The sequence below is a fragment of the Streptomyces sp. NPDC033966 genome (assembly GCF_055575955.1).
Window position 1 is genome coordinate 492,757 of the sequence record NZ_JBVIRQ010000001.1, and the last position, 21,528, is coordinate 514,284.

Sequence of the window (21,528 nt, forward strand, 5' to 3'; positions counted from 1 at the left end):
CGGGGCAAGGACCCTACGATCAGTCCGGAATCGACTCGTCTGGGCGAGTGTTCTTCGGGTAGAACAGATCCTTACACCCCTCATCCGGGGCTCAGGGCGCGCGTGCGGCGCGCCCGCGCGTACGAACCTCCCCTCCGCGGAGGCGGTCCAACCGTCGATGCGGAGTACGAACGCGGTGCCCGCCCACCCCTTAACCAGGAGTGGCCACCCTCAACGATTCAAGGACTTAAGGGGTCACACGAAGTGGCAGCGGAGATCGTCAACCCTCGCAGCGACAGTGCGACGGACAACAACCCCGATGCGGTGTTCGCGCTGCACCGGGGCGGCAAGATGGCCATTCAGGCCACGGTGCCGGTGAACGACAAGGACGACCTGTCCCTGGCGTACACCCCCGGCGTGGCGAAGGTGTGCACCGCCATCGCCGAGCAGCCGGAGCTCGTGAACGAGTACACCTGGAAGTCGAACGTGGTCGCCGTCGTCACCGACGGTACGGCCGTGCTCGGACTCGGTGACATCGGTCCCGAGGCCTCCCTCCCCGTGATGGAGGGCAAGGCGATTCTTTTCAAGCAGTTCGGCGGCGTGGACGCGGTTCCGATCGCGCTCGCGACCAAGGACACGGACGAGATCGTCGAGACGGTCATCCGTCTGGCGCCGTCCTTCGGCGGGGTGAACCTGGAGGACATCTCCGCCCCCCGCTGCTTCGAGATCGAGCGCCGCCTCCAGGAGGCGCTGGACATCCCGATCTTCCACGACGACCAGCACGGCACGGCCATCGTGACGCTGGCCGCCCTGCGCAACGCGGCGAAGCTCACCGGCCGCACCCTCGGCGACCTGCGCGCCGTGATCTCGGGCGCCGGCGCGGCGGGCATCGCCATCGCCAAGATCCTGGTCGACGCGGGCATCGGTGACGTCTGCGTCACCGACCGCAAGGGCGTGGTCTCCTCGGACCGCTCCGACCTGACGGACGTCAAGGCGGAGATCGCGGGCCTGACCAACAAGACCGGCCTGAACGGCACGCTGGAGGAGGCCCTCGCGGGCGCGGACGTCTTCATCGGCGTCTCCGGCGGCACCGTCGGCGAGGAGGCCGTGGCCACGATGGCGAAGAACTCCTTCGTCTTCGCCATGGCCAACCCGAACCCGGAGGTCCACCCCGACGTCGCGCACAAGTACGCGGCCGTCGTGGCGACCGGCCGTTCGGACTTCCCGAACCAGATCAACAACGTGCTGGCGTTCCCGGGCATCTTCGCGGGTGCCCTGAAGGTCCGCGCGACCCGGATCACCGAGGGCATGAAGATCGCCGCCGCCGACGCCATCGCCGGTGTCGTGGGTGACGAGCTCGCCGCCGACTACGTGATCCCCTCGCCGTTCGACGAGCGCGTCGCCGAGGCCGTCACGGCCGCGGTCGCCGCCGCGGCGAAGGCCGACGGGGTGGCCCGCCTGGCCTGAGCGCCACGCTGAGTCACAGGTGCCACGGGTGGGGCCCGGCCGGATCGATCCGGCCGGGCCCCTTCGCGTGCGCGTCGCTCCCCCGCAGGAACGCACCCTCCCCGCCCCCGAACCGGGAGGGGTCGTTCCGCCCTCCTTGCCGGGCGCGCGAGAGAACGCGGGAACGCAAAGCGAGAATGCGACAGGAATGACAGGCTCATGACGAGCGCGCCGCATGGCTTGAATCCTACCCCTCTCCGGAACCCTTCTTGACGTTCCGGTTAGTCCTATGCGAGGAGCAAACCGCCTGGTACGGCGGGTAGTTGAGCATCGAACCAGTACTTCCGCTCCGACCGGTCCACGATCACCCACCCCTGGCCAGGACGGCCTACCGACCGGTAGCGTCTGGCGCCATGTTCGCTGCCTATGCCGCCCGAATCGACCGAGACCAGCCGCTGAACGGCCTTGAGCTGGGCGAGCGCCCGGCTCCCGGGGCCCGCCCCGGCTGGGTGACCGTCAACGTCAAGGCCGCCTCCCTCAACCACCACGACCTGTGGTCGCTGCGCGGAGTCGGTCTCGGCGAGGACAAACTGCCCATGATCCTCGGCTGCGACGCCGCCGGGACCGACCAGGACGGCAACGAGGTCGTCCTGCACTCCGTGATCGGCCAGAGCGGCCACGGCGTCGGCCCGGACGAGCCCCGCTCGATCCTGACCGAGCGCTACCAGGGCACCTTCGCCGAGCAGGTGACCGTGCCCGCCTGGAACGTGCTGCGCAAGCCCGCCGAGCTGTCCTTCGAGGAGGCCGCCTGCCTCCCGACGGCCTGGCTGACGGCGTACCGCATGCTCTTCACCAACGCCGGGGTCCGCCCCGGGGACTCCGTGCTCGTCCAGGGCGCCGGCGGCGGGGTCGCCACCGCCGCGATCGTCCTGGGCAAGGCCGCCGGCCTGCGGGTCTTCGCCACCAGCCGCGACGAGGCCAAGCGCAAGCGGGCCATGGAGCTGGGCGCGGCGGAGGCGTACGAGCCGGGCGCGCGGCTCCCGCACCGGGTGGACGCCGTCATCGAGACGGTGGGCGCCGCCACCTGGTCGCACTCGGTCAAGAGCCTGCGCCCCGGCGGCACCCTGGTGATCTCGGGCGCGACCAGCGGCGGTACCCCGCCGTCGGGCGAACTGCACCGGATCTTCTTCCTGGAGCTGAAGGTGGTCGGCTCGACCATGGGCACCAAGGACGAGCTGGAGGACCTGCTGTCCTTCTGCGCCGCCACCGGCATCCGCCCCGTCATCGACCAGGTCCTGCCACTGGACCGCGCCCGCGAGGGCTTCGAGAAGCTCGAATCGGGAGACCTCTTCGGCAAGATCGTCCTCACGACCTGACGATCCGACGGCCCGACGACCCGGCGACCCGATGTCGTCAATCAGGGTTGACACCCCTCCCGCGTCAACCTAGATTGACAGTCATGACCGAAGCGACCGACCTCGCAGCACGGGCCGGGGACCGGGACCCGCGCGTGGGCCTGCGTGCCGTGGCCGCCCTCCGCAGGCTGCTGGAGCAGCTGGAGGCCGTACAGGTGCGCAGCGCCCGCGCGCAGGGCTGGTCCTGGCAGGAGATCGCGGCCGAACTGGGCGTCAGCCGGCAGGCCGTACACAAGAAGCACGGGAGGCTCTGATGTTCGAACGCTTCACCCGGGACGCCCGCGACACGGTGACGGGCGCGGTGGCCCGGGCCCGTGCGGCCGACGCCGCAGCCGTCACCGAGGAACACCTGCTGCTGTCCCTGCTGGACCTGGGCGCCCTGGACCGGCTGGGCACGGACCGCACGGCCGTCGCCGCCGGCCTCGAAGCGGCCCGCCGCCGGGCCGGGATGTCCCGGGCGGACGAGGAGGCCCTCGCGGGCCTGGGCATCGACCTCTCGGAGATCGTCTCCAGGGTCGAGGAGACCCACGGCGCGGGCGCCCTCGCGGCGCCCGCGCCCCGCAGGCGGGGCCTGGGCGCCTCGCTCCGCACGGCCCTGGGCCGCCCGGAGCCCGACAACCGGCACATCCGCTTCACCCGGGGCGCGAAGAAGACCCTGGAGCAGTCCCTGCGCATCGCCCTGGGCCGCAAGGACCGCCACATCGGCACCCTTCACCTGCTCCTGGCCCTGGTCTCCCGCCCCGGCCCGGTCTCCGAGGTCCTCGCGGACCACGGAGTCACCTACGCCACTGCGGAGACCGGCCTCGCGGCCTGAGCCGTCCAGACCGCCCCCGGCCCTGATCCGTCGGACAAGCCCTAGGCCTGCAGTCCCGCCGCGATGCGGGCGGCGGCGGCCGCCAGGTGGGCGCGGGCCTCGGCGAGCTGCGCCGGGGTCACGCCGTGGTCGCGGGCCGCGTCGCGGACGTCGTCGCGGAAGCGGTCCAGCAGCCGGTCCAGGTCCCGCGCCGGGTCCGCGGTGGGCGCCAGGTCCTCGGCCCACCCCGAGCCCGCGGGCCCGGGGGCGCTCGGCGTCTCGGCGGGGCCGGTGCCGGCGGGGGCGCCGCCGCCCAGCCAGGCCCCGGCCAGGCTGCCGAGCACCCCGCCGGACTTGGCGAACTGCTCCTGGAGCTGCGCGGCGATCCGCTGGACCTCCTCGCGGGCCCGCTCCTGGGCCTCCTTGGCCTGGCGCCGGGCCTGCTGGGCCTCCTCGCGGGCCCGGCGGCTCTCGTCCTTCGCCCGGCGGGCCTGCTCCTTCCACTCCTGCTTCGCCTTGCGGAACTCCTCCTTGGCCACCTTCCAGGACTCGTCCTCGAAGTGGGTCGTCGTCGCGGTGGCCGCGGCCCGCATCTCGCGGCGCAGGTCGCCGGCGGCGCCGCGGACGTCGTCCCGGATCTCGGCGGCCAGCTCGGAGACCGAGTCCCGGATCTCCAGCTCCAGGTCCGCCAGCTCCCCGACCCGGCCGGCCAGCTCGGCACGGCCCGCCTCGGTGATGGAGTACACCTTGCGCCCGCCCTCGGTGGCGTACGTGACCAGCCCCTCGGCCTCCAGTTTGGCCAGCCGCGGGTACACGGTGCCCGCGGAGGGCGCGTACAGCCCCTGGAAGCGCTCCTCCAGCAGGCGGATCACCTCGTACCCGTGGCGGGGCGCCTCGTCCAGCAGCTTGAGGAGGTAGAGGCGGAGGCGGCCGTGGGCGAAGACGGGCGGCATGTCAGAGCACCTTCTTGTCGAGCTGGAGGGGGGCGGCCGCGGCCTGCGGGCGGCTCAGCAGGGCGATCGCCCCGGAGACGGTGGTGGCGCGCAGGGTGCCGGTGCCGGCGCCGAGGGTGCCGGTGATCCGCTTGGCCCCGAACTGGCCGGTGACCCGCAGGTCCGCGAAACCGTTGGAGACGCTGCCGGTCGCGGTGTTGGCCTCGACCTTGGCGTCGGCGGGGTGCGGGAGGCGGATGGCCACCTGGCCGGACACGGAGTTGAGGAAGATGTCCACCGGCTTGGCGGCGTCCGGGTCGGGGACGAGGTCGATGAGCATGTCGCCGCTGACCGAGTCGGCCCGTACGCTGCCGGCCGCGCCGTCGACCACCGTCAGGCCGCCGGAGACGGAGTGGAAGCCGAACTCACCCGTGACGGACTGCGCCTCGACACCGCCGGACACGGTCCGCGCCTCCACCCGGCCGGAGAGCCCGACCAGCGTCGCGTCACCCGAGACCCCGTTGACCTCGGTCCCGCCGGAGATCCCGGAGACGAAGGCGGCGGCGCTGACGGTGGCCAGCTGGACGCGGGTGCCGGCGGGGACGGTCAGCGTCACGGTGACGCTGCGCTCCCACGCCTTGCGGCCGTCCGGGGAGGAGCCGGCCCAGGCCTTCCACGGCTTGCCCTCGATCCACTTCCGGAAGCCCTGGGAGCCGTTCCAGGGGAGGTCCTCGTAGGACAGCGTGAGGGTGCCGCCGTCCTGGACGACGTGCAGCGGGGGCCCGTCGACGTCGGCGACCTCCAGCCGGGCCGGGCCCTCTTCGGCGGCGACCACGTTGACGGTGCCGCCGACGACGCGTACGCGGAGGTCGTGGACCGGCTGCTCGAAGGTGAGCTTCTGCGGTGCGGCGACGGACCACGTCATCTGCTCTGGCATGTGCTGCTCCTCCTCAGGCTGACGCACGCAACATATCGCGTCTTCTGTAGACACGATATATCGCGGCCAACCGAAGTCAAGCAGCCCGCCTCCTCGACGCGCCGCGCCTCCCCCCTCGACGCGCCGCTCGCGCGGCTGCGCCGGACTCCGTCCGGCGGCGCCCGGACGGGGCCACGGGCCGTGGCTGGGGCCGGGGGCGCGTGCGGGTGGTGTACCGCTGCGCGGGGCAAGGTCCCCTACCCGCCCTTCCACCGTTCCCCGGGCTCCGCCCGGACCCCTTCCTGGGGGCTCCGCCCCCAGACCCCGCGCCTCAATCGCCGGCGAGGCTGGATTTGGCTGAGCCCGGCTCGGATGTGCCGCTCGGCGGCTGGAGTGCGCGCAGCGCACTTCCAGACCCCGAGGCGAACCCCAGCCCCGCCTGGGGGCACCTCCCAGCGGTAGCCGGGGGAGTGTGAGGCGCGGGCGCTGTAGCGCCGTGCAGTAAGCCGCGCCGGCGCTTGAGGCCTGGGGGTCCCCCCGGACGGAGTCTGGGGGAGGTGGAAGGGCGGGGAGGGGCACGCCCCGCGCAGCGGCAGCACCACCGGCCAGGGCAACGGCCCGGCCAGGGCAAGGGCAGGGGCTACGCCACCAGCAGCGGGCTGCCGCTCCGGCGGAGCCAGGCGCGGTACGGCGGGGTGCGGAGGGCGGCTTCGCGGTAGGCGTCGCGGAGGTCCTCGAAGACCTCCGCGTGCTCCCCCGGCCGCGTCGCGAGAAGCAGCCGCACCGCCAGCGGGTCCCCCGACAGCGGCCGGATGGCCATGTCGTCCCGCGGCCCGGACGTCGGCTGGCACGGAGCCACCGCCTCGCCGGAGACGATCAGCGAGGCCGCCGTGTGGTAGTCGGCGTGCAGCACGGGCGGGTCGACACCGGCCCCCGCGAAGACCCGCCTCAGGCCGTCCCATTCGCCGTCGACCGAGGGGTCCACCGTCCAGCGGTCCCCGGCCAGGTCCTCTAACGCCACCACCGGCGACCGCGCGGCGGGATGGTCCCGGGACATGGACACGAACTGCGGCTCGCGCTCCATCAGCACCCGCAGTTCCAGCCCGGCCGGCACCCGCAGGGGGCTGCCCTCCACCTCGTGCACGAACGCCACGTCCAGCTGCCCGGCGGCGGTCATCCGCAGCAGCGCGTTCGCCGAGACGTCCACCACCAGCGAGGTCTCCGTCTCCGGCGCGCGCCGGTGCAGCCGCCGCAGCCAGCCCGGCAGGGCCCGGCTCGCGGTCGAACCGATGCGCAGCCGCGGCCCGCTCGCCGCCGCCCGTGCCTCGGCGACCAGCGCGGCCATCTCCGCGAGCAGCGGCCGCGCCCGGCCCAGAACGGTGCGCCCGAAGGGGGTCGGCCGGCAGCCGGTGCGTTCGCGCAGGAACAGCTCGCCGTCCAGGGCCCGTTCGATCCGGCGCAGTTGCGTCGTCAGGGAGGGCTGGCTCACACCGAGTTGCCGGGCCGCCTTGTGCAGACTGCCGGCTTCCTCGATGGCGCACAGTGCGCGCAGGTGCCTCACCTCGAGCTCCATGACCCGAGGGTAGGCGGGCCCCGCGTACCGCACCAGCCGCCGATAGCCCCCCGAATCCCGCCATTCTCACGCCAGTTGACCAAGGTGAATCTTGCCGAAACCCGCCCGATAGCTTCGCGCTATCGGGCTCTGACATCATCCCCCGGCCCCATCGGCTCCCGCAGACTCCGGAACTGGATGACCCATCCACCCCCCACCGCACCAGCCGAGTAGGAGCCCCCCACATGCGCCACTCCCGCAGGAACATGCTGTCCGCCGCCGCCGTCGGGCTCGGTGTCGCCGCCGCCCTCGGCGGTGTCGTCCCGACCGCCGGGGCCGCGACCGGCGCCCCCGCCGGCAGCCCGGCGAGCTACGCCGCGTACGAGCGTTCGGCGGAGAACGACGCCGCGAACCGGGCCTTCTTCGAGGCCGTGAAGCGTTCGGTCGCCGAGCAGCGGGCCGCGAACCCGGGCCTGCTGGCCGTCACCGTCACCTACAACACCCGCAACGCGCCGAGCTTCCGTACCCAGATAGCCAGCTCCACCCGCATCTGGAACAGCTCGGTCTCCAACGTGAAGCTCCAGGAGGTGTCCTCGGGCGGGAACTTCTCGTACTACGAGGGCAACGACTCGCGCGGCTCGTACGCGAGCACGGACGGCCACGGCCGCGGCTACATCTTCCTGGACTACCGGCAGAACCAGCAGTACAACTCCACCCGCGTGACGGCGCACGAGACCGGTCACGTGCTGGGCTTGCCGGACCACTACTCGGGTCCGTGCAGCGAGCTGATGTCGGGCGGCGGCCCCGGCACCTCGTGCACGAACGCCACCCCGAACAGCGCCGAGCGGTCACGCGTCAACCAGCTGTGGGCCAACGGCCTGGTCGCCTCGGGTCTGGACGCCAAGGGCTAGGCCTGATCCGGCCCAGGTCTCACCCCTCGGGGACGTAGAGGGCACAGTCCGGGTTCCGGCAGGGGCCCGGACTCCACTCGGGGACGAAGATCCCCAGGGACTTGCGCCGTCGGAGCACCGTCTCCACGGCACGCCCGCAGGCCGGACACGTCCGCTGCTCGTGTCCGGCCCGCGGGGCGACCGTCCCGCGTTCGTGCTGCTGCTGTTCACCGGCCATACCTCCACGGTAGGCCGGTTTCGTGCGTTTCGGCGCGGCCGGTCAGCGCTTGACGTCGTACGAGGTGACGACCTGGCCGCCGCCGAGGGCGGTGCAGCCGGTCAGCTCCAGGGGGCGCACGCCGAAGCCGGCGCGGGACATCGGCATGCCGGTCCCGACGACGACGGGGTAGGTCTTGACGATGTACTCGTCGATCTCGTCCACCAGCTGGGCCGCGAGGTCGGCGCCGCCGCACAGCCAGATGCCGAGCCCGTCCCGCGCCTTCATCCCGCGCACCTCGGCGACGAGGTCGCCGCTGATCAGCCGCACCTGCGGGTCGGGGGAGGCGGTGAGGCTGCGCGAGACGACGTACTGCTCGCGCATGTGGCCGTAGGGGCTGGTCATGCCCGCCTTGAGGCCGGGCTCGTAGGTGTTGCGGCCCATGATCACCGCGTCGAAGCGCTTGGGCGCGGCGTCCTCGATGCCGAGCTGCTTGCGTCCTCCGCTGGAGATCGTCTCCGGGTATTCGGCCGTCAGGAGGCCGATGAACTCCGGGTCGACGTAGCTGTAGATGAAATCGGCATCGCCGTCCGGGGCTCCGATGAAGCCGTCGACGGTGGTGGCGATGAAGTACGTGAGCTTGCGCAAGCGATTCTCTTCCATTCGGGAGTGCCTCCAGTCCGAGGCACGTCAATGAAAGTACTTCACCTGAAGTACTTTGCCAACCCCCATTCACGGGGACGCGCGTTCACCCCCGCGGCTTGCGCCACATCGGCCACATCAGCGGCCCCTCCGGCAGCCGCACCGCCTCACCGGTGAACTCCCACCCGAGCCGCTCGTACAAGCCCTTGCTGCGCTCGCTGCTCGCCTCCAGGTAGGCCGGGACCCCGTCCCGGTCGCAACGCTCCAGCACCGGCCGGATCAGCTCGGTGCCCAGCCCCTCGCCCTGCCTGCCGGGCGCGACCGCGATCATCAGCAGGTACTCGTGCTCCTCGGCGGTGGGGTGCACCTCCCCGGTGAGCCGGCCGACCAGCTCGCACCGCTCGTTGTCCGGGTCGGCGACGGCCCGCATCTTCGCCGGGACCTCGTCCTCGGCGGCCCCGCCCTCGTGCTCCCCCGCCGGGACGCGCAGCCACAGCGCCGCCGCCGAGCCGTCGGCCGCGTAGTCGATCCGGCCCTCGGCGAGCGCGACGTCCACGAACACCCCGAGGAACTTGCCGTGCACGGCGGCCCGGTGCTCCGGGTCCGGGAAGACCCAGCTGCTCACGGGGTCGTCGCGGAAGGCCTCGTCCAGCAGGCGCGCGACCGCGTCCCGGTCCGACTGATCCGCCTGACGTATCTCCAGCACCACGGGTCACACCCTTCACTCGCATGTCAACTACCGCGAGTGATCCTAGAGTTGCCCCGCGCGCTTCCCGCCGCCCGCCCACGAAAAGGTCTGTTCCGGCGCCCCGCAGCGCCGGAACAGACCGCTCCGCGGCACCGGACCGAGCCGGCCGCTACTTGGTGCGCCGCGTCACGAACTCCGCGAGCGCCAGCAGCCCGCCCGCCGCCGCGAGGTCGGGCACCGCCCGGGACAGCTCCTGCACCGCACGGCCCATCCGGTCGGCGGCGTGGGCCTGCGCCCAGTCGCGGCCGCCGGCCCGCTCCACCGCCCGGGCGGCGCGGGACACGTCGTCCTGCTTCAGCGGGCCCGCGTACAGGAGCGCCAGCTCCTGCCCGGCCCCGGTGCCCGAGGTGAGGGCGGCCACGACCGGGAGGGACTTCTTGCGGGCGAGCAGGTCGGCCCCGGCGGGCTTGCCGGTGTGCCCGGGGTCGCCCCAGATGCCGATCAGGTCGTCGATCAGCTGGAAGGCCAGCCCCGCCTCCCGCCCGAACGCGTCCATCGCGTCGACCTCCTCCGGCCCGGCCCCCGCGTACAGCGCGCCCAGTGCGCACGCGCAGCCCAGGAGGGCCCCGGTCTTGGCCGCCGCCATGGTCAGGCACTCGTCGAGCGAGACGTGCGTGCGCTCCTCGAAGGCACAGTCCGCCTGCTGCCCCTCGCACAGCTCGACGACGCAGGCCGCGAGCCGGGCCGAGGCACGTGCCGAAGCCGGGTGCGGGTCCTCGGCGAGCAGCCGCAGCGAGAGTGCCATCATGGCGTCGCCCGCGAGGATCGCGTGCGGGGTCCCGAAGACGGTCCAGGCGGTGGGCCGCCCGTGGCGGCGGACGTCCCGGTCGATGATGTCGTCGTGCAGCAGCGTGAAGTTGTGCGCGAGCTCCACGGCCGCCGCCGCCCGTACGGCGCCCCGGACGGCCTCCGCGGGCGCCCCCAGGGCCTGCGCCGAGGCGAGCACGAGCGCGGGCCGGATGGCCTTGCCCGCGCCGCCCGCGGCCGGGCTGCCGTCCTCGTGCTCCCAGCCGAAGTGGTACATCGCCACCCGGCGCATCGCGCCGGGCAGGCCCTCGACGGCCCGGCGCAGTTCCGGGTTGACCGTTTCTCTCGTCTCTTCCAGCAGGGCCGCCGCTTCCTGTCCCTCGCCCGCGACGACGGTGTCGGCGGTCACCGGTCCCAGCGGCCGATCTCGACGTTCTCCAGGACGCCGAGCGCGTCCGGCACCAGGACGGCGGCGGAGAAGTAGGCGGTGACCAGGTAGGAGATGATCGCCTGGTCGTTGATCCCCATGAAGCGCACGGACATGCTCGGCTCGATCTCGTCCGGGATGCCGGGCTGGTGGAGGCCGATGACGCCCTGCTCCTCCTCTCCGGTGCGCATGCACAGGATGGAGGTCGTACGGGCGGCGCTGACCGGGATCTTGGTGGACGGGAAGATCGGCACGCCCCGCCAGGCCGTCACCCGGGTGCCGGCGACGTCGACCGTCTCCGGGTAGAGCCCGCGCCTGTTGCACTCGCGGCCGAAGGCCGCGATGGCCTCGGGGTGCGCGAGGAACAGCTTGGAGTCGCGCCGCATGCTGAGCAGGGCGTCGAAGTCGTCCGGGGTGGGCGCGCCGCCGTGGGGCTGGATGCGCTGGTCGTAGTCGGCGTTGTGGAGCAGGCCGAACTCCGGGTTGTTGAGCATCTCGTGCTCCTGGCGCTCGCGCAGCGCCTCGACCGTGAGCCGCAGCTGCTGCTCGGTCTGGTTCATCGGGTGGTTGTAGAGGTCGGCGACACGGGTGTGGACGCGCAGGACCGTTTGTGCAATGGAGAGTTCGTACTCGCGCGGGCGGGGTTCGTAGTCGGCGAAGGCGCGGGGGAGGACGGCCTCGCCGACATGGCCGGCGGAGAGCTCGATCGCGGCCTCGCCGTACGGGTTGGTGCGCCGCGCCGGGCGGGTGCGTACGCGGTCCACGTGCGCCCGCAGCGAGTCGGCCCGGTCGGCGAGGAGCCGGAAGTCCTGGCGGGACAGCACGAGGGCCGTACCGGGGGTGGCGGCGCGGGCGGTGTACTCCCAGATGGCCGCCTCGTCGGTGAGGGAGGCCTCGCCGAAGTAGGCGCCGTCGGCGACGGTCCGCAGGACCGCGTCCTCGCCGTAGGGGCCGGGGCCGATCTGTTCGACGCGGCCGTGGGCGAGCAGGAAGACCTGGTCGGACGGGCTGCCGAAGGAGGTGAGCTCCTGTCCGGCCTCGAAGTCGACCTGGCGGCAGCGGGCGGCGAGTTCGGTGAGGACCTCCGCGTCCTCGTAGTCGCGCAGCAGCGGCAGCTCGCCCAGCTCGGCCGGGATGACCTGGACCCGGGAGCCGGTCTTGACGAACTCCACGACGCCGTTGCCGACGGTGTGGCTGAGACGGCGGTTGACCCTGTAGGCACCGCCGTGCACCGAGACCCACGGGAGCGTCTTCAGCAGCCACCGCGAGGTGATCTCCTGCATCTGCGGCGCGGACTTGGTCGTGGTTGCCAAGTTCCGCGCGGCCGCGGTCCCGAGACTGCTCTGCGGTGTCCGGGATTCGGTTTCGGAGCCTGCCTGGACCGACATGTCTTTCCTTCCGATCACTCCATGGTCTGCGGGACGGAAGCCTTCCAGTGCGCTGCGTGGCCGGACCACTACACAAACGGGTGGGACTGGCTCCCGGGAGCCGGGGCATGCTCAAAGGTTCAACGGCTTCACATTTCCTCCCGCAGACCTCACCCGTTTCAGCCATCCCGTGCGCCGTGCCGCTCTTAATTTGTATCTGTGATGCCAGTTTTCTACTCTGGGGCCATGCGGCTGACGCGATTCACGGACCTGGCGCTGCGCGTGCTCATGCGCCTGGCCGTCGAGGACACGGACCTCCCCACCACCCGAGAGGTGGCGGCGACCATGGAGGTCCCGTACACCCACACCGCCAAGGTGGTCGCCAGGCTGCAGCATCTCGGGCTGGTCGAGGCCCGGCGCGGCCGCGGCGGCGGGCTCGCGCTCACCGCCGCCGGGCGCGCCGCCTCGGTGGGCGGGGTGGTGCGCGAGCTGGAGGGCGCGGGCGACGTCGTGGACTGCGAGGGCGCCACCCCGTGCCCGCTGCGCGGGGCCTGCGTCCTGCGCGGCGCGCTGCGCCGGGCCCAGGAGGCGTTCTTCGCCGCTCTGGACCCGCTCACGGTGAACGAGCTGGTGGCGGCCCCCACGGGACCCCTGCTGCTGGGCATTTCGAGCGGTGGCGGCCGAGTGGCCGATTGACCCCGCCTCCCGGCCCGCCCTCGAACGGATCTCCGTATGGCGGCGGGCCGCCCCGAACCCTTTAATACGAGTCTGCAATACCAATTAAGCGAGGAGCCGCCATGCTGTCGGAGAAGTCGACCGCGACCGTACGCGCCACCCTGCCCGCCGTCGGGGCCGCCATCACGGACATCACGGAGCTGTTCTACTCGAAGCTCTTCGCGGCCCATCCGGCGCTGCTCCGGGACCTGTTCAACCGCGGCAACCAGAACGCCGGGCTCCAGAAGCAGGCCCTCGCCGGCTCGATCGCCGCCTTCGCCACCCACCTCGTGGAGCACCCCGACACCCGCCCCGACGTGATGCTGAACCGCATCGCCCACAAGCACGCCTCCCTCGGCGTCACCCGCGAGCAGTACCCGGTCGTCCACACGCACCTCTTCGAGGCCATTGCCGAGGCCCTCGGCGAGGCCGTCACCCCCGAGGTCGCCGAGGCCTGGGACGAGGTGTACTGGCTGATGGCGAACGCCCTGATCGCCGTCGAGGAGCGGCTCTACGCCGAGCAGCAGGTGCTCGCCGGGGACGTCTGGCGGGAGTGGACGGTGGCCGCGCGGGTCGAGGAGACGGCCGACTGCACCACCTTCCACCTGGTCCCCGCCGACGGCGCCCCCGCCCCCGGCGCCAAGCCCGGCCAGTACGTCTCGGTCCAGGTCGAACTCCCCGACGGAGCCCGCCAGATCCGCCAGTACAGCCTCTCCGGCTCCCCCGGCTCCCCCGTCCGCGCGATCACCGTCAAGCGGGTCCACGGCCCGGCCGCCGGCGGCGGCCCCGACGGCGAGGTCTCCCACCACCTCCACACCCGGGTCCGCACCGGCGACACCCTGCGCGTCTCGGCCCCGTACGGCGACCTGGTGCTCCAGGACCCGGACTCGCCCGTGCTGCTCGCCTCGGCGGGCATCGGCTGCACCCCGATGCTGTCGATGCTGGAGCACCTGGCCGAAACCGGGCACACCGGCCGGGTCACCGTCCTGCACGCCGACCGCAGCCCCGCCGACCACGCCCTGCGCCCGGACCACCGCGCCCTGACCCACAAGCTCGCCGACGCCACGGCCCGCTTCTGGTACGAGACCGGGGCCGAGGCGGGCGACTCCACCGGCCTCGTCGACCTCGCCGACGTCCCGGTGGCCCCGGGCACCAGGGCGTACCTGTGCGGGCCGCTCCCCTTCATGCGGTCGGTGCGCGCCCAGCTGATCGCCAAGGGCGTCCCGGCCTCCCACGTCCACTACGAGGTCTTCGGCCCGGACCTGTGGCTGGCCTCGGCGTGACGGCTGGCCGAAAGACGCCCTAGCCCCGGAAGGGTAGCCTCCACTACACCGTTAAGTAACCGCACGAACACACACGGTGAAAGGAGGCGGCCATGTCCGCACCCATGTCCGCTGACCGCTTCATCCGGGCGCTGCGCGCCGAGGGCCTGACCGTCGTGGAAGTGGGCGCCTGGCGCACCCACAACCGCAACCACAAGGGCCCCTGGGGGCCGGTGCACGGGGTGATGGTCCACCACACCGTCACGCACGGCACCGCGCACACCGTGCAGCTCTGCCGCGACGGCCACTCCGACCTGCCCGGCCCCCTCTGCCACGGCGTCATCACCAAGGACGGCCGGGTCCACCTTGTCGGCCACGGCCGCACCAACCACGCCGGCGCCGGTGACTCCGACGTCCTGGCGGCCGTGATCGCCGAGAAGCGGCTGCCGCCGGACCGCCACGCCGACACCGACGGCAACCGGCACTTCTACGGCTTCGAGTGCGAGAACCTCGGCGACGGCGAGGACCCCTGGCCGCCCGCACAGCTCGACGCCATCGCCCGCGCGGCGGCCGCCCTCTGCCGGGCCCACGGCTGGAGCGCACGCTCGGTCATCGGCCACCGCGAATGGCAGCCCGGCAAGGTCGACCCCCGGGGCTTCACCATGGACCGGCTGCGCGAACGCGTCGCCGAACGCCTGGAGTGACCGGACCGGGCGACCGGGCCCGCCCCGGCGGACAATGAGCGGGTGACCCACCCCGAACTGCGCCCCCGCCCGCCGTCCCCCCTCGCCGAGGCGGCCGACGAACGCTTCGCCGCGCACGGGGTACGGCTCCTGCTCAAGCGGGACGACCTGGTCCACCCGGAGCTGCCCGGCAACAAGTGGCGCAAGCTCGCGCCGAACCTCCGGGCGGCGCTGGAGGCCGGCCACGGCCGGCTCGCCACCTTCGGCGGCGCCTACTCCAACCACCTCCGGGCCACCGCGGCCGCCGGCCGGCTGCTCGGCCTGGAGACGGTCGGCATCGTCCGGGGCGACGAGCTGGCCGGGCGCCCCCTCAACGACTCCCTGGCCCGCTGCGCCGCCGACGGCATGCGGCTGCACTTCACCACCCGCTCCGAGTACCGCCGCAAGGCCGACCCGGACACCCGGGACCGCCTCCTGGCCGCCGCCGGGGCCACGGGGGCGTACGTGGTCCCCGAGGGCGGCAGCAACGCCCTCGCCCTCACCGGCTGCGCGGAACTGGGCCGCGAGCTGCGCGAGGCGTCCGACGTGGTGGCGGTGGCCTGCGGTACGGGCGGCACCCTGGCCGGCCTCGCGGCGGGGCTCGCCCCCGGCCAGCGGGCACTGGGCGTACCGGTCCTGGCCGGGGGCTTCCTGGGCCCGGAGATACGGTCCCTCCAGACGGCGGCCTTCGGCGGCCCGGCCGGCGACTGGACCCTGGCGGAGGGCTTCGACCACGGGGGCTACGCCCGCGTCCCGCCCGCCCTCGACGCCTTCGCCGCCGACTTCGAGTCCCGCCACGGCCTCCCGGTCGAGCGGATCTACGTAGCGAAGCTCCTCTGGGCCCTGCACGCCCTGACCCGGTCCGGCACCTTCCCCCCGGGGTCGACCGTCACGGCCGTCATCACGGGCCGCCCGTAGCCGGACCTCAGGCCGACTCCTCCCGGTACGCCGCCGCCTCCTCCAGGTCCAGGCGGCGCAGCAGCGCGCGGAGCATCTCGTCGTCGATGCGGCGGCGGTCGCGGAGGGAGACGAAGACCTCCCGTTCGGCCTCGATCATCTCCCGGGCCAGCCGGCGGTAGACGTCGTCCGCCGACTCCCCCGTCACCGGGTTGACCTCGCCCAGCCGCTCCCACACCGCGTTGCGCCGCCGCTCCAGGACCGTCCGCAGCCGGTCCGCCAGCGGCGGCGGCATGGTGCTGTTCTCCGGCTGTTCCAGCAGCTCCGCCAGCCGCTCCTCCGCCGCCCGCGAGGCCTCGCTCTGCGCCTGCGCCTCCGCGAGGGTCTCCGCCTGCACGTCCCGCGCCGGCAGCTTCAGCGCCCTGATCAGGGGCGGCAGGGTCAGGCCCTGGACGACCAGCGTGCCGATGACCGTCGTGAAGGTGAGGAACAGGATCAGGTTCCGGTGCGGCACCCCCATCGGCACGGAGAACGCGATCGCCAGCGAGACGACACCGCGCATCCCGGCCCACCCCACGACCGCCGGGGACTTCCAGTCCGTCTCCGGCTCCCGGTGCCGGATCCGCTCCGACACCCACCTCGGCACGAAGGTCGCCGGGAACACCCACACGAACCGCGCCGCCACCACCGCGAGGAACACCGCGAGGGCGTACCAGGCCGCGGCCGCCCCCTCGTACTCCCCGAGCCCCTTCAGGACCACCGGCAGCTGGAGCCCGATCAGCGCGAAGACCACCGACTCCAGCACGAAGGCGACCACCTTCCACACGGCCTCCTCCTGGAGCCGCGTCGCGAAGTCAACCTGCCAGTTGCGGTGGCCGAGGTACAGCCCGACGACCACCACGGCCAGCACCCCCGACGCGTGCACCCGCTCCGCCGCCGCGTACGCCACGAACGGGATCAGCAACGACAGGGTGTTCTGGAGCAGCGGCTCCCTCAGCCGCTTGCGCAGCCAGTGGATGGGGACCATCAGCAGCAGGCCCACCCCGACCCCGCCCACCGACGCCAGCAGGAACTCCGCGACCCCGTCCGCCCAGCCGGCGCCCACTCCGACCGCCGCGGCCAGCGCCACCTTGTAGGCGGTGATGGCGGTGGCGTCGTTCACCAGGGACTCGCCCTGGAGGATCGTCGTCATCCGGTTCGGCAGGCCCAGCCGCCGCGCGATCGCCGTCGCCGCGACCGCGTCCGGCGGCGCGACCACCGCGCCCAGCACCAGCGCCACCGGCAGCGAGAGCCCGGGCACCACCAGGTAGGCGGCGTAGCCGACGGCGAGCGTCGCGAAGAGCACGTAGCCCACCGACAGCAGGGCGATCGGCCGTACGTTGGCCCGCAGGTCGAGGTACGAGCTGTCCACCGCCGCCGTGTGCAGCAGCGGCGGGAGCAGCAGCGGCAGCACGATGTGCGGGTCGAGGGCGTACGAGGGCACCCCCGGCACGTACGCGGCGATCAGCCCCGCGGCGACCAGCAGCAGCGGGGCCGGTACGGGCGTGCGCCGGGCGACGCCCGCCACGGCGGCGCTCCCGGCGACCAGCGCCACCAGCGGCAATACCTCCATCGAAGATCCATCCCATCCGTCGTCACCGTCGTCGCGCCCGCCCCCCGGCCGTAACCTGGCCATCATGAGCGAGTGCACCCACGTTGCCGAACTGCCGCGCCCCGAGCCGGTCCCGCATGCGTTGACCTGCCCGGAATGCGAGGTGCTCGGGAGCCATCCGGTACAGCTGCGGATGTGCCTCGGCTGCGGTTACGTGGGGTGCTGCGACTCCTCCCCCCACCGGCACGCCACCGCCCATCACCGGGACAGCGGCCACCCGGTGATGCGGAGCTTCGAACCGGGCGAAACCTGGCGCTGGTGTTTCGTCGACGGTTCCATCGTCTGAACACGGCTCCTCGGCCGTCCGGGGCCGACGGTTCGATCGGCGTCAGCGGGGTAGGTCAACCCTCCGCCGGTTCCCCCGAATTGGGCCCGCAGACCTCTAGCCACTGTGCGTACTCATGGGCTTACCATCAGTCACCGCACCTGGCGGGGTCGGCCCGTCGCTCCAAGCGGGCGCCATGAGGGGTGCCGCGACACGATCGCCCGGATCGCGATAGCGTCACCGGCGAACAGAGCTCGTACCACCTTGGAGGTGAGGGTGTCCCAGATCGCAGGCGAGCCCGGGACCCAGGACTTCGTGGAAGTCCGGCTGCCGGCTGCGGGTGCCTACCTGTCTGTGCTGCGAACGGCCACGGCCGGTCTCGCGGCACGTTTGGACTTCACCCTCGACGAGATCGAGGACCTCCGCATCGCGGTGGACGAGGCCTGCGCGATCCTGCTCCAGCAGGCCGTGCCGGGCTCCGTCCTCAGCTGCGTCTTCCGGCTGATCGACGATTCGCTGGAAGTGACCGTCTCCGCTCCGACCACGGACGGGCGGGCCCCGGAACGCGACACGTTCGCGTGGACGGTCCTGTCGGCCCTGGCCGGCAAGGTCGAGGCGACGGTCGAGGAGAACAAGACAGTGAGCATCAGCCTCTACAAACAGCGCGGCGCGGGGCCAGGCCCGGCGTGAGCGGCGGGGAGATCCCGGTGCGGGGCGGGGATCGGCCCCGGGTGAGGCACGAGGTCGACGGCGGCATCCCGGAGCAGCAGCACGCCCGGCCGCACCCGGCTGACGCGGATGCGGAAGACGGCTTTTTGGACTCGGCGGAGCGACGGGCGGGCCCTATGAGCGAGAACCAGCACGACCAACCACAGCCCCCGGAGGCAGAGGCCCCGGAGGCACCGGCTGCGCCCCCGGCGGTGCCGGATCCGCGGGACCGCAGCGGCGCGCGGGCCCTGTTCTTCGAGCTGCGGCAGCTGCCCGAGGGATCACCCGAGCGGGCGGAGCTGCGCAACCGGCTGGTCCGGATGCACCTGCCGCTGGTCGAGCACCTGGCGCGGCGCTTCCGCAACCGCGGCGAGCCGCTGGACGACCTGACGCAGGTCGCCACCATCGGCCTGATCAAGTCGGTGGACCGGTTCGACCCCGACCGCGGGGTCGAGTTCTCCACGTACGCCACACCCACCGTGGTGGGCGAGATCAAGCGGCACTTCCGCGACAAGGGCTGGGCGGTACGCGTACCCCGGCGGCTGCAGGAGCTGCGGCTCTCGCTGACCACGGCCACGGCGGAGCTGTCCCAGCAGCACGGCCGGTCCCCGACGGTGCACGAGCTGGCCGAGCGGCTGGGGATCTCCGAGGAGGAGGTGCTGGAGGGGCTGGAGTCGGCCAATGCCTACAGCACGCTCTCCCTGGACGTGCCGGACACCGACGACGAGTCGCCGGCGGTCGCGGACACCCTGGGCTCGGAGGACGAGGCGCTGGAGGGCGTCGAGTACCGGGAGTCCCTCAAGCCGCTGCTGGAGGGACTGCCGCCGCGGGAGAAGCGGATCCTGCTGCTGCGCTTCTTCGGCAACATGACCCAGTCGCAGATCGCGCAGGAGGTCGGCATCTCGCAGATGCACGTCTCGCGGCTGCTGGCCCGCACCCTGGCCCAGCTCCGGGAGAAGCTCCTCGTCGAGGAGTAGGCCGCGCGAGGAGTGCAGGAGGACCCGGCTGCGGCCGGGCTCCGGGCCATCGGGGCCCTGGGCTATCGGGGCCCTGGGCTATCGGGGCCCTGGGCTATCGGGCCTGGTCGCCCGGTCCGATGCCCAGCGCCTCGGTCGCCGTCGGGTTCACCAGCAGCGCGGCGACGGCCACCGCGGCCAGGGCCAGGGCCACGGCGGCGACGGTCATCGCCCCGCCGGTGGTCCACAGGGTCCAGGCCACCGGCAGCGCCATCAGCTGGGTGATCAGCGCCGGGCCGCGGCTCCAGCGGCGGCCCAGGCGCAGCCCGCGCGCCGCGATCAGCGGGAGCGCGGCGAGGGCGAGCAGGGTGATGCCGCCGGTCTCGGCCTGCTGCGGGGAGTCGGGGTCCCCGGCGATGCCGACGAACAGCATGTAGACACCGAGCCCGGCCAGGGCCAGGCCCTCCAGCGCGGTCAGTGCGGCGGCGGCGGTCAGCCGGCCCGGCAGCGCTGCGGGCTCGGGGGCGGCGGGGGCGTGGGGGGTCGGCTTCTTGCTCACCCCAGCAGGGTAGCCGCGGGCCGGAGGGCCCGGACGGTACGGTCGGTATGGGCCGCATATGGAGGGGTGGGTACTCTGGCGACCATGCGTGCTCTTCTCGTGGCCAACCCTGCAGCGACGACCACCAGCGCGCGCACGCGCGACGTCCTGACCCATGCCCTGGCCAGCGAGATGAAGCTGGAGGCGGTGACCACCGAGTACCGGGGGCACGCGCGCGACCTCGGGCGCAGGGCCGCGCGGGAGGGCGTCGACCTGGTGGTGGCGCTCGGCGGCGACGGCACCGTCAACGAGGTCGTCAACGGACTCCTGCACGAGGGCCCCGATCCGGAGCGGCTGCCGGGGCTGGCCGTGGTCCCGGGCGGTTCCACGAACGTGTTCGCCCGCGCGCTCGGGCTGCCGAACGATTCGGTCGAGGCGACGGGTGCCCTGCTGGACGCGCTGCGGGAGAAGCGCGAGCGGACGGTGGGGCTGGGGCTGGCGTCCGGCGTGCCGGGGACCGAGGACGAGTCGGTGCCGGAGCGCTGGTTCACGTTCTGCGCGGGCTTCGGCTTCGACGCGGGCGTGGTGGGGCGGGTCGAGCAGCAGCGCGAGCGCGGCAAGCGTTCGACCCACGCCCTGTACGTGCGGCAGCTGATGCGCCAGTTCTGGGAGGAGCCCAACCGGCGGCACGGCACGATCACGCTGGAGCAGCCCGGCGCGGATCCCGTGACGGATCTGGTGCTGTCGATAGTCTGCAACACCTCGCCCTGGACGTATCTGGGGAACAAGCCCCTTTACGCCTCTCCGGAGGCGTCGTTCGATACCGCACTTGACGTATTGGCGCTCGACCGTTTGTCAACTCCGGCCGTGGCCAGGTACGCGACACAGCTCCTGACCTCGACTCCTGAGCGCGGTCCGCACGGCAAGCACGCGGTGTCTCTGCACGATCTGACCGACTTCACCTTGCATTCGAAGGTTCCGCTCCCTTTCCAGATGGACGGCGATCACCTCGGACTGCGCACCAGCGTTCGGTTCACAGGCGTACGCCGTGCACTGCGTGTGATTGTGTGAGTGGAAGGGCCCAAAGTCCTTTCAGTCGAACGTTTACACGCCAGTCCACCCCCAGGAACTAGGGCTGTGACCTAGTAGACACCGACGAATCCAAAAAAACTTTCCGGAAGGGGTTGTATCCCCGTCCGAGGTTTGCGAATCTCTACATGGCGATCGGGACAGCCCGCAGAACCGGCACCCACACAGACCGCCAGAACCCCACCACGAATCTTCGGACCGCACCAGGCAACTGGGCGTCGGCCCTTCCCTCACGGGGGGATTCGTGAAAGCGTTCACATTCACAAGCAACCTGCCCGCAATACAAGGAGATGGAGCAGCCATGGACTGGCGTCACAACGCCGTTTGCCGCGAGGAAGACCCGGAACTCTTCTTCCCCATCGGCAACACCGGTCCTGCGCTGCTGCAGATCGAGGAAGCCAAGGCCGTCTGCCGCCGCTGCCCCGTCATGGAGCAGTGCCTGCAGTGGGCGCTCGAGTCCGGTCAGGACTCCGGCGTCTGGGGCGGTCTCAGCGAGGACGAGCGCCGCGCCATGAAGCGCCGCGCCGCTCGCAATCGGGCGCGCAACGCCACCGCCTGACATCGACTTTCGAGCCTCGAGCCGCAGCGCGTAGTACCCATATAAGCGCTCAGCAACGTGCTCTTGAGCCCCGGACCGGGAACCTTCGGTCCGGGG

Annotated in this window: 24 protein-coding genes; 14 read left to right on the plus strand and 10 right to left on the minus strand. The window is 72.5% G+C overall.

Annotated features, from left to right (window positions below):
* Positions 1-243: 243 nt before the first annotated feature.
* The 4 genes from ACZ518_RS02245 to ACZ518_RS02260 all read left to right on the plus strand — a co-directional run bounded on the left by ACZ518_RS02245 (position 244) and on the right by ACZ518_RS02260 (position 3,654).
* On the plus strand, positions 244-1,446 hold the full coding sequence (locus tag ACZ518_RS02245; protein WP_469111132.1) for an NAD(P)-dependent malic enzyme: 1,203 nt from the start codon (positions 244-246) through the stop codon (positions 1,444-1,446).
* Between the two features lie 392 nt (positions 1,447-1,838).
* A complete protein-coding gene (locus ACZ518_RS02250) occupies positions 1,839-2,801 on the plus strand; it encodes a zinc-binding dehydrogenase (RefSeq protein WP_469111133.1) in 963 nt (320 codons plus the stop codon).
* An 83-nt stretch (positions 2,802-2,884) separates the two neighbouring features.
* On the plus strand, positions 2,885-3,094 hold the full coding sequence (locus tag ACZ518_RS02255) for a helix-turn-helix domain-containing protein (RefSeq protein ID WP_173315878.1): 210 nt from the start codon (positions 2,885-2,887) through the stop codon (positions 3,092-3,094).
* Positions 3,094-3,654, plus strand: coding sequence for a Clp protease N-terminal domain-containing protein (locus ACZ518_RS02260; protein WP_469111134.1), 561 nt, complete (start codon positions 3,094-3,096; stop codon positions 3,652-3,654). The genes ACZ518_RS02255 and ACZ518_RS02260 overlap by 1 nt, the downstream gene beginning before the upstream one ends.
* Positions 3,655-3,695: 41 nt before the next feature.
* Here ACZ518_RS02260 and ACZ518_RS02265 read toward each other — a convergent pair whose 3' ends face one another.
* The 3 genes from ACZ518_RS02265 to ACZ518_RS02275 all read right to left on the minus strand — a co-directional run bounded on the left by ACZ518_RS02265 (position 3,696) and on the right by ACZ518_RS02275 (position 7,054).
* A complete protein-coding gene (locus tag ACZ518_RS02265) occupies positions 3,696-4,586 on the minus strand; it encodes a PadR family transcriptional regulator (RefSeq protein ID WP_469111135.1) in 891 nt (296 codons plus the stop codon).
* A gap of 1 nt (position 4,587) precedes the next feature.
* Complete coding sequence (locus tag ACZ518_RS02270; RefSeq protein ID WP_469111136.1) at positions 4,588-5,502, minus strand: DUF4097 family beta strand repeat-containing protein; 915 nt, start codon at positions 5,500-5,502, stop codon at positions 4,588-4,590.
* 619 nt (positions 5,503-6,121) lie between these two features.
* A complete protein-coding gene (locus ACZ518_RS02275; protein WP_469111137.1) occupies positions 6,122-7,054 on the minus strand; it encodes a LysR family transcriptional regulator in 933 nt (310 codons plus the stop codon).
* Between the two features lie 224 nt (positions 7,055-7,278).
* On the opposite strand from ACZ518_RS02275, the gene snpA reads away from it, so the two are divergent.
* The gene (gene snpA, locus ACZ518_RS02280) at positions 7,279-7,944 is read left to right on the plus strand and encodes a snapalysin (protein ID WP_469111138.1); all 666 of its coding nucleotides are present in this window, start codon (positions 7,279-7,281) and stop codon (positions 7,942-7,944) included.
* A 19-nt stretch (positions 7,945-7,963) separates the two neighbouring features.
* Here the strand turns inward: snpA and ACZ518_RS02285 are convergent, their stop codons facing one another.
* The 5 genes from ACZ518_RS02285 to ACZ518_RS02305 form a co-directional block, all read right to left on the minus strand.
* The gene (locus ACZ518_RS02285; RefSeq protein WP_469111139.1) at positions 7,964-8,161 is read right to left on the minus strand and encodes a hypothetical protein; all 198 of its coding nucleotides are present in this window, start codon (positions 8,159-8,161) and stop codon (positions 7,964-7,966) included.
* A gap of 42 nt (positions 8,162-8,203) precedes the next feature.
* Positions 8,204-8,788, minus strand: coding sequence for a dihydrofolate reductase family protein (locus ACZ518_RS02290; RefSeq protein ID WP_469111140.1), 585 nt, complete (start codon positions 8,786-8,788; stop codon positions 8,204-8,206).
* A gap of 100 nt (positions 8,789-8,888) precedes the next feature.
* Positions 8,889-9,491 carry a GNAT family N-acetyltransferase gene (locus tag ACZ518_RS02295; protein WP_469111141.1) on the minus strand — a complete coding sequence of 201 codons (603 nt, stop codon included), beginning with the start codon at positions 9,489-9,491 and terminating at the stop codon, positions 8,889-8,891.
* Positions 9,492-9,639: 148 nt separating this feature from the next.
* Positions 9,640-10,695 (minus strand): family 2 encapsulin nanocompartment cargo protein polyprenyl transferase, encoded by a 1,056-nt coding sequence (locus ACZ518_RS02300; RefSeq protein WP_469111665.1) that lies wholly within the window; start codon positions 10,693-10,695, stop codon positions 9,640-9,642.
* Positions 10,683-12,092 carry a family 2B encapsulin nanocompartment shell protein gene (locus tag ACZ518_RS02305; RefSeq protein ID WP_469111142.1) on the minus strand — a complete coding sequence of 470 codons (1,410 nt, stop codon included), beginning with the start codon at positions 12,090-12,092 and terminating at the stop codon, positions 10,683-10,685. Before ACZ518_RS02305 ends, ACZ518_RS02300 begins: the two co-directional genes overlap by 13 nt.
* 225 nt (positions 12,093-12,317) lie before the next feature.
* Between ACZ518_RS02305 and ACZ518_RS02310 the strand changes: the two genes are divergently transcribed.
* The 4 genes from ACZ518_RS02310 to ACZ518_RS02325 all read left to right on the plus strand — a co-directional run bounded on the left by ACZ518_RS02310 (position 12,318) and on the right by ACZ518_RS02325 (position 15,687).
* Positions 12,318-12,767 (plus strand): RrF2 family transcriptional regulator, encoded by a 450-nt coding sequence (locus ACZ518_RS02310; protein ID WP_469111143.1) that lies wholly within the window; start codon positions 12,318-12,320, stop codon positions 12,765-12,767.
* Between the two features lie 101 nt (positions 12,768-12,868).
* On the plus strand, positions 12,869-14,068 hold the full coding sequence (locus ACZ518_RS02315; RefSeq protein ID WP_469111144.1) for a globin domain-containing protein: 1,200 nt from the start codon (positions 12,869-12,871) through the stop codon (positions 14,066-14,068).
* Positions 14,069-14,160: 92 nt separating this feature from the next.
* Positions 14,161-14,751, plus strand: coding sequence for an N-acetylmuramoyl-L-alanine amidase (locus ACZ518_RS02320; protein ID WP_469111145.1), 591 nt, complete (start codon positions 14,161-14,163; stop codon positions 14,749-14,751).
* A gap of 42 nt (positions 14,752-14,793) precedes the next feature.
* A complete protein-coding gene (locus tag ACZ518_RS02325) occupies positions 14,794-15,687 on the plus strand; it encodes a 1-aminocyclopropane-1-carboxylate deaminase/D-cysteine desulfhydrase (protein WP_469111146.1) in 894 nt (297 codons plus the stop codon).
* Between the two features lie 7 nt (positions 15,688-15,694).
* Here the strand turns inward: ACZ518_RS02325 and ACZ518_RS02330 are convergent, their stop codons facing one another.
* Positions 15,695-17,278: a Na+/H+ antiporter gene (locus ACZ518_RS02330; protein ID WP_469111147.1), complete on the minus strand. Its 1,584-nt coding sequence runs from the start codon at positions 17,276-17,278 to the stop codon at positions 15,695-15,697.
* A 64-nt stretch (positions 17,279-17,342) separates the two neighbouring features.
* Between ACZ518_RS02330 and ACZ518_RS02335 the strand changes: the two genes are divergently transcribed.
* The 3 genes from ACZ518_RS02335 (at position 17,343) to ACZ518_RS02345 (ending at position 19,267) form a co-directional block, all read left to right on the plus strand.
* Complete coding sequence (locus tag ACZ518_RS02335) at positions 17,343-17,603, plus strand: UBP-type zinc finger domain-containing protein (protein ID WP_469111148.1); 261 nt, start codon at positions 17,343-17,345, stop codon at positions 17,601-17,603.
* A 255-nt stretch (positions 17,604-17,858) separates the two neighbouring features.
* Entirely contained in the window at positions 17,859-18,272 is a 414-nt protein-coding gene (locus tag ACZ518_RS02340) for an ATP-binding protein (RefSeq protein ID WP_033218654.1), read from the plus strand.
* Between the two features lie 17 nt (positions 18,273-18,289).
* The gene (locus ACZ518_RS02345) at positions 18,290-19,267 is read left to right on the plus strand and encodes an RNA polymerase sigma factor SigF (protein ID WP_469111666.1); all 978 of its coding nucleotides are present in this window, start codon (positions 18,290-18,292) and stop codon (positions 19,265-19,267) included.
* A gap of 94 nt (positions 19,268-19,361) precedes the next feature.
* Here the strand turns inward: ACZ518_RS02345 and ACZ518_RS02350 are convergent, their stop codons facing one another.
* Positions 19,362-19,805: a hypothetical protein gene (locus ACZ518_RS02350; protein WP_469111149.1), complete on the minus strand. Its 444-nt coding sequence runs from the start codon at positions 19,803-19,805 to the stop codon at positions 19,362-19,364.
* 84 nt (positions 19,806-19,889) lie between these two features.
* On the opposite strand from ACZ518_RS02350, the gene ACZ518_RS02355 reads away from it, so the two are divergent.
* Together ACZ518_RS02355 and ACZ518_RS02360 are read left to right on the plus strand one after the other, a co-directional pair.
* The gene (locus ACZ518_RS02355; protein ID WP_469111150.1) at positions 19,890-20,855 is read left to right on the plus strand and encodes a diacylglycerol/lipid kinase family protein; all 966 of its coding nucleotides are present in this window, start codon (positions 19,890-19,892) and stop codon (positions 20,853-20,855) included.
* Between the two features lie 319 nt (positions 20,856-21,174).
* Complete coding sequence (locus ACZ518_RS02360; protein ID WP_004937597.1) at positions 21,175-21,432, plus strand: WhiB family transcriptional regulator; 258 nt, start codon at positions 21,175-21,177, stop codon at positions 21,430-21,432.
* Positions 21,433-21,528: the final 96 nt, after the last annotated feature.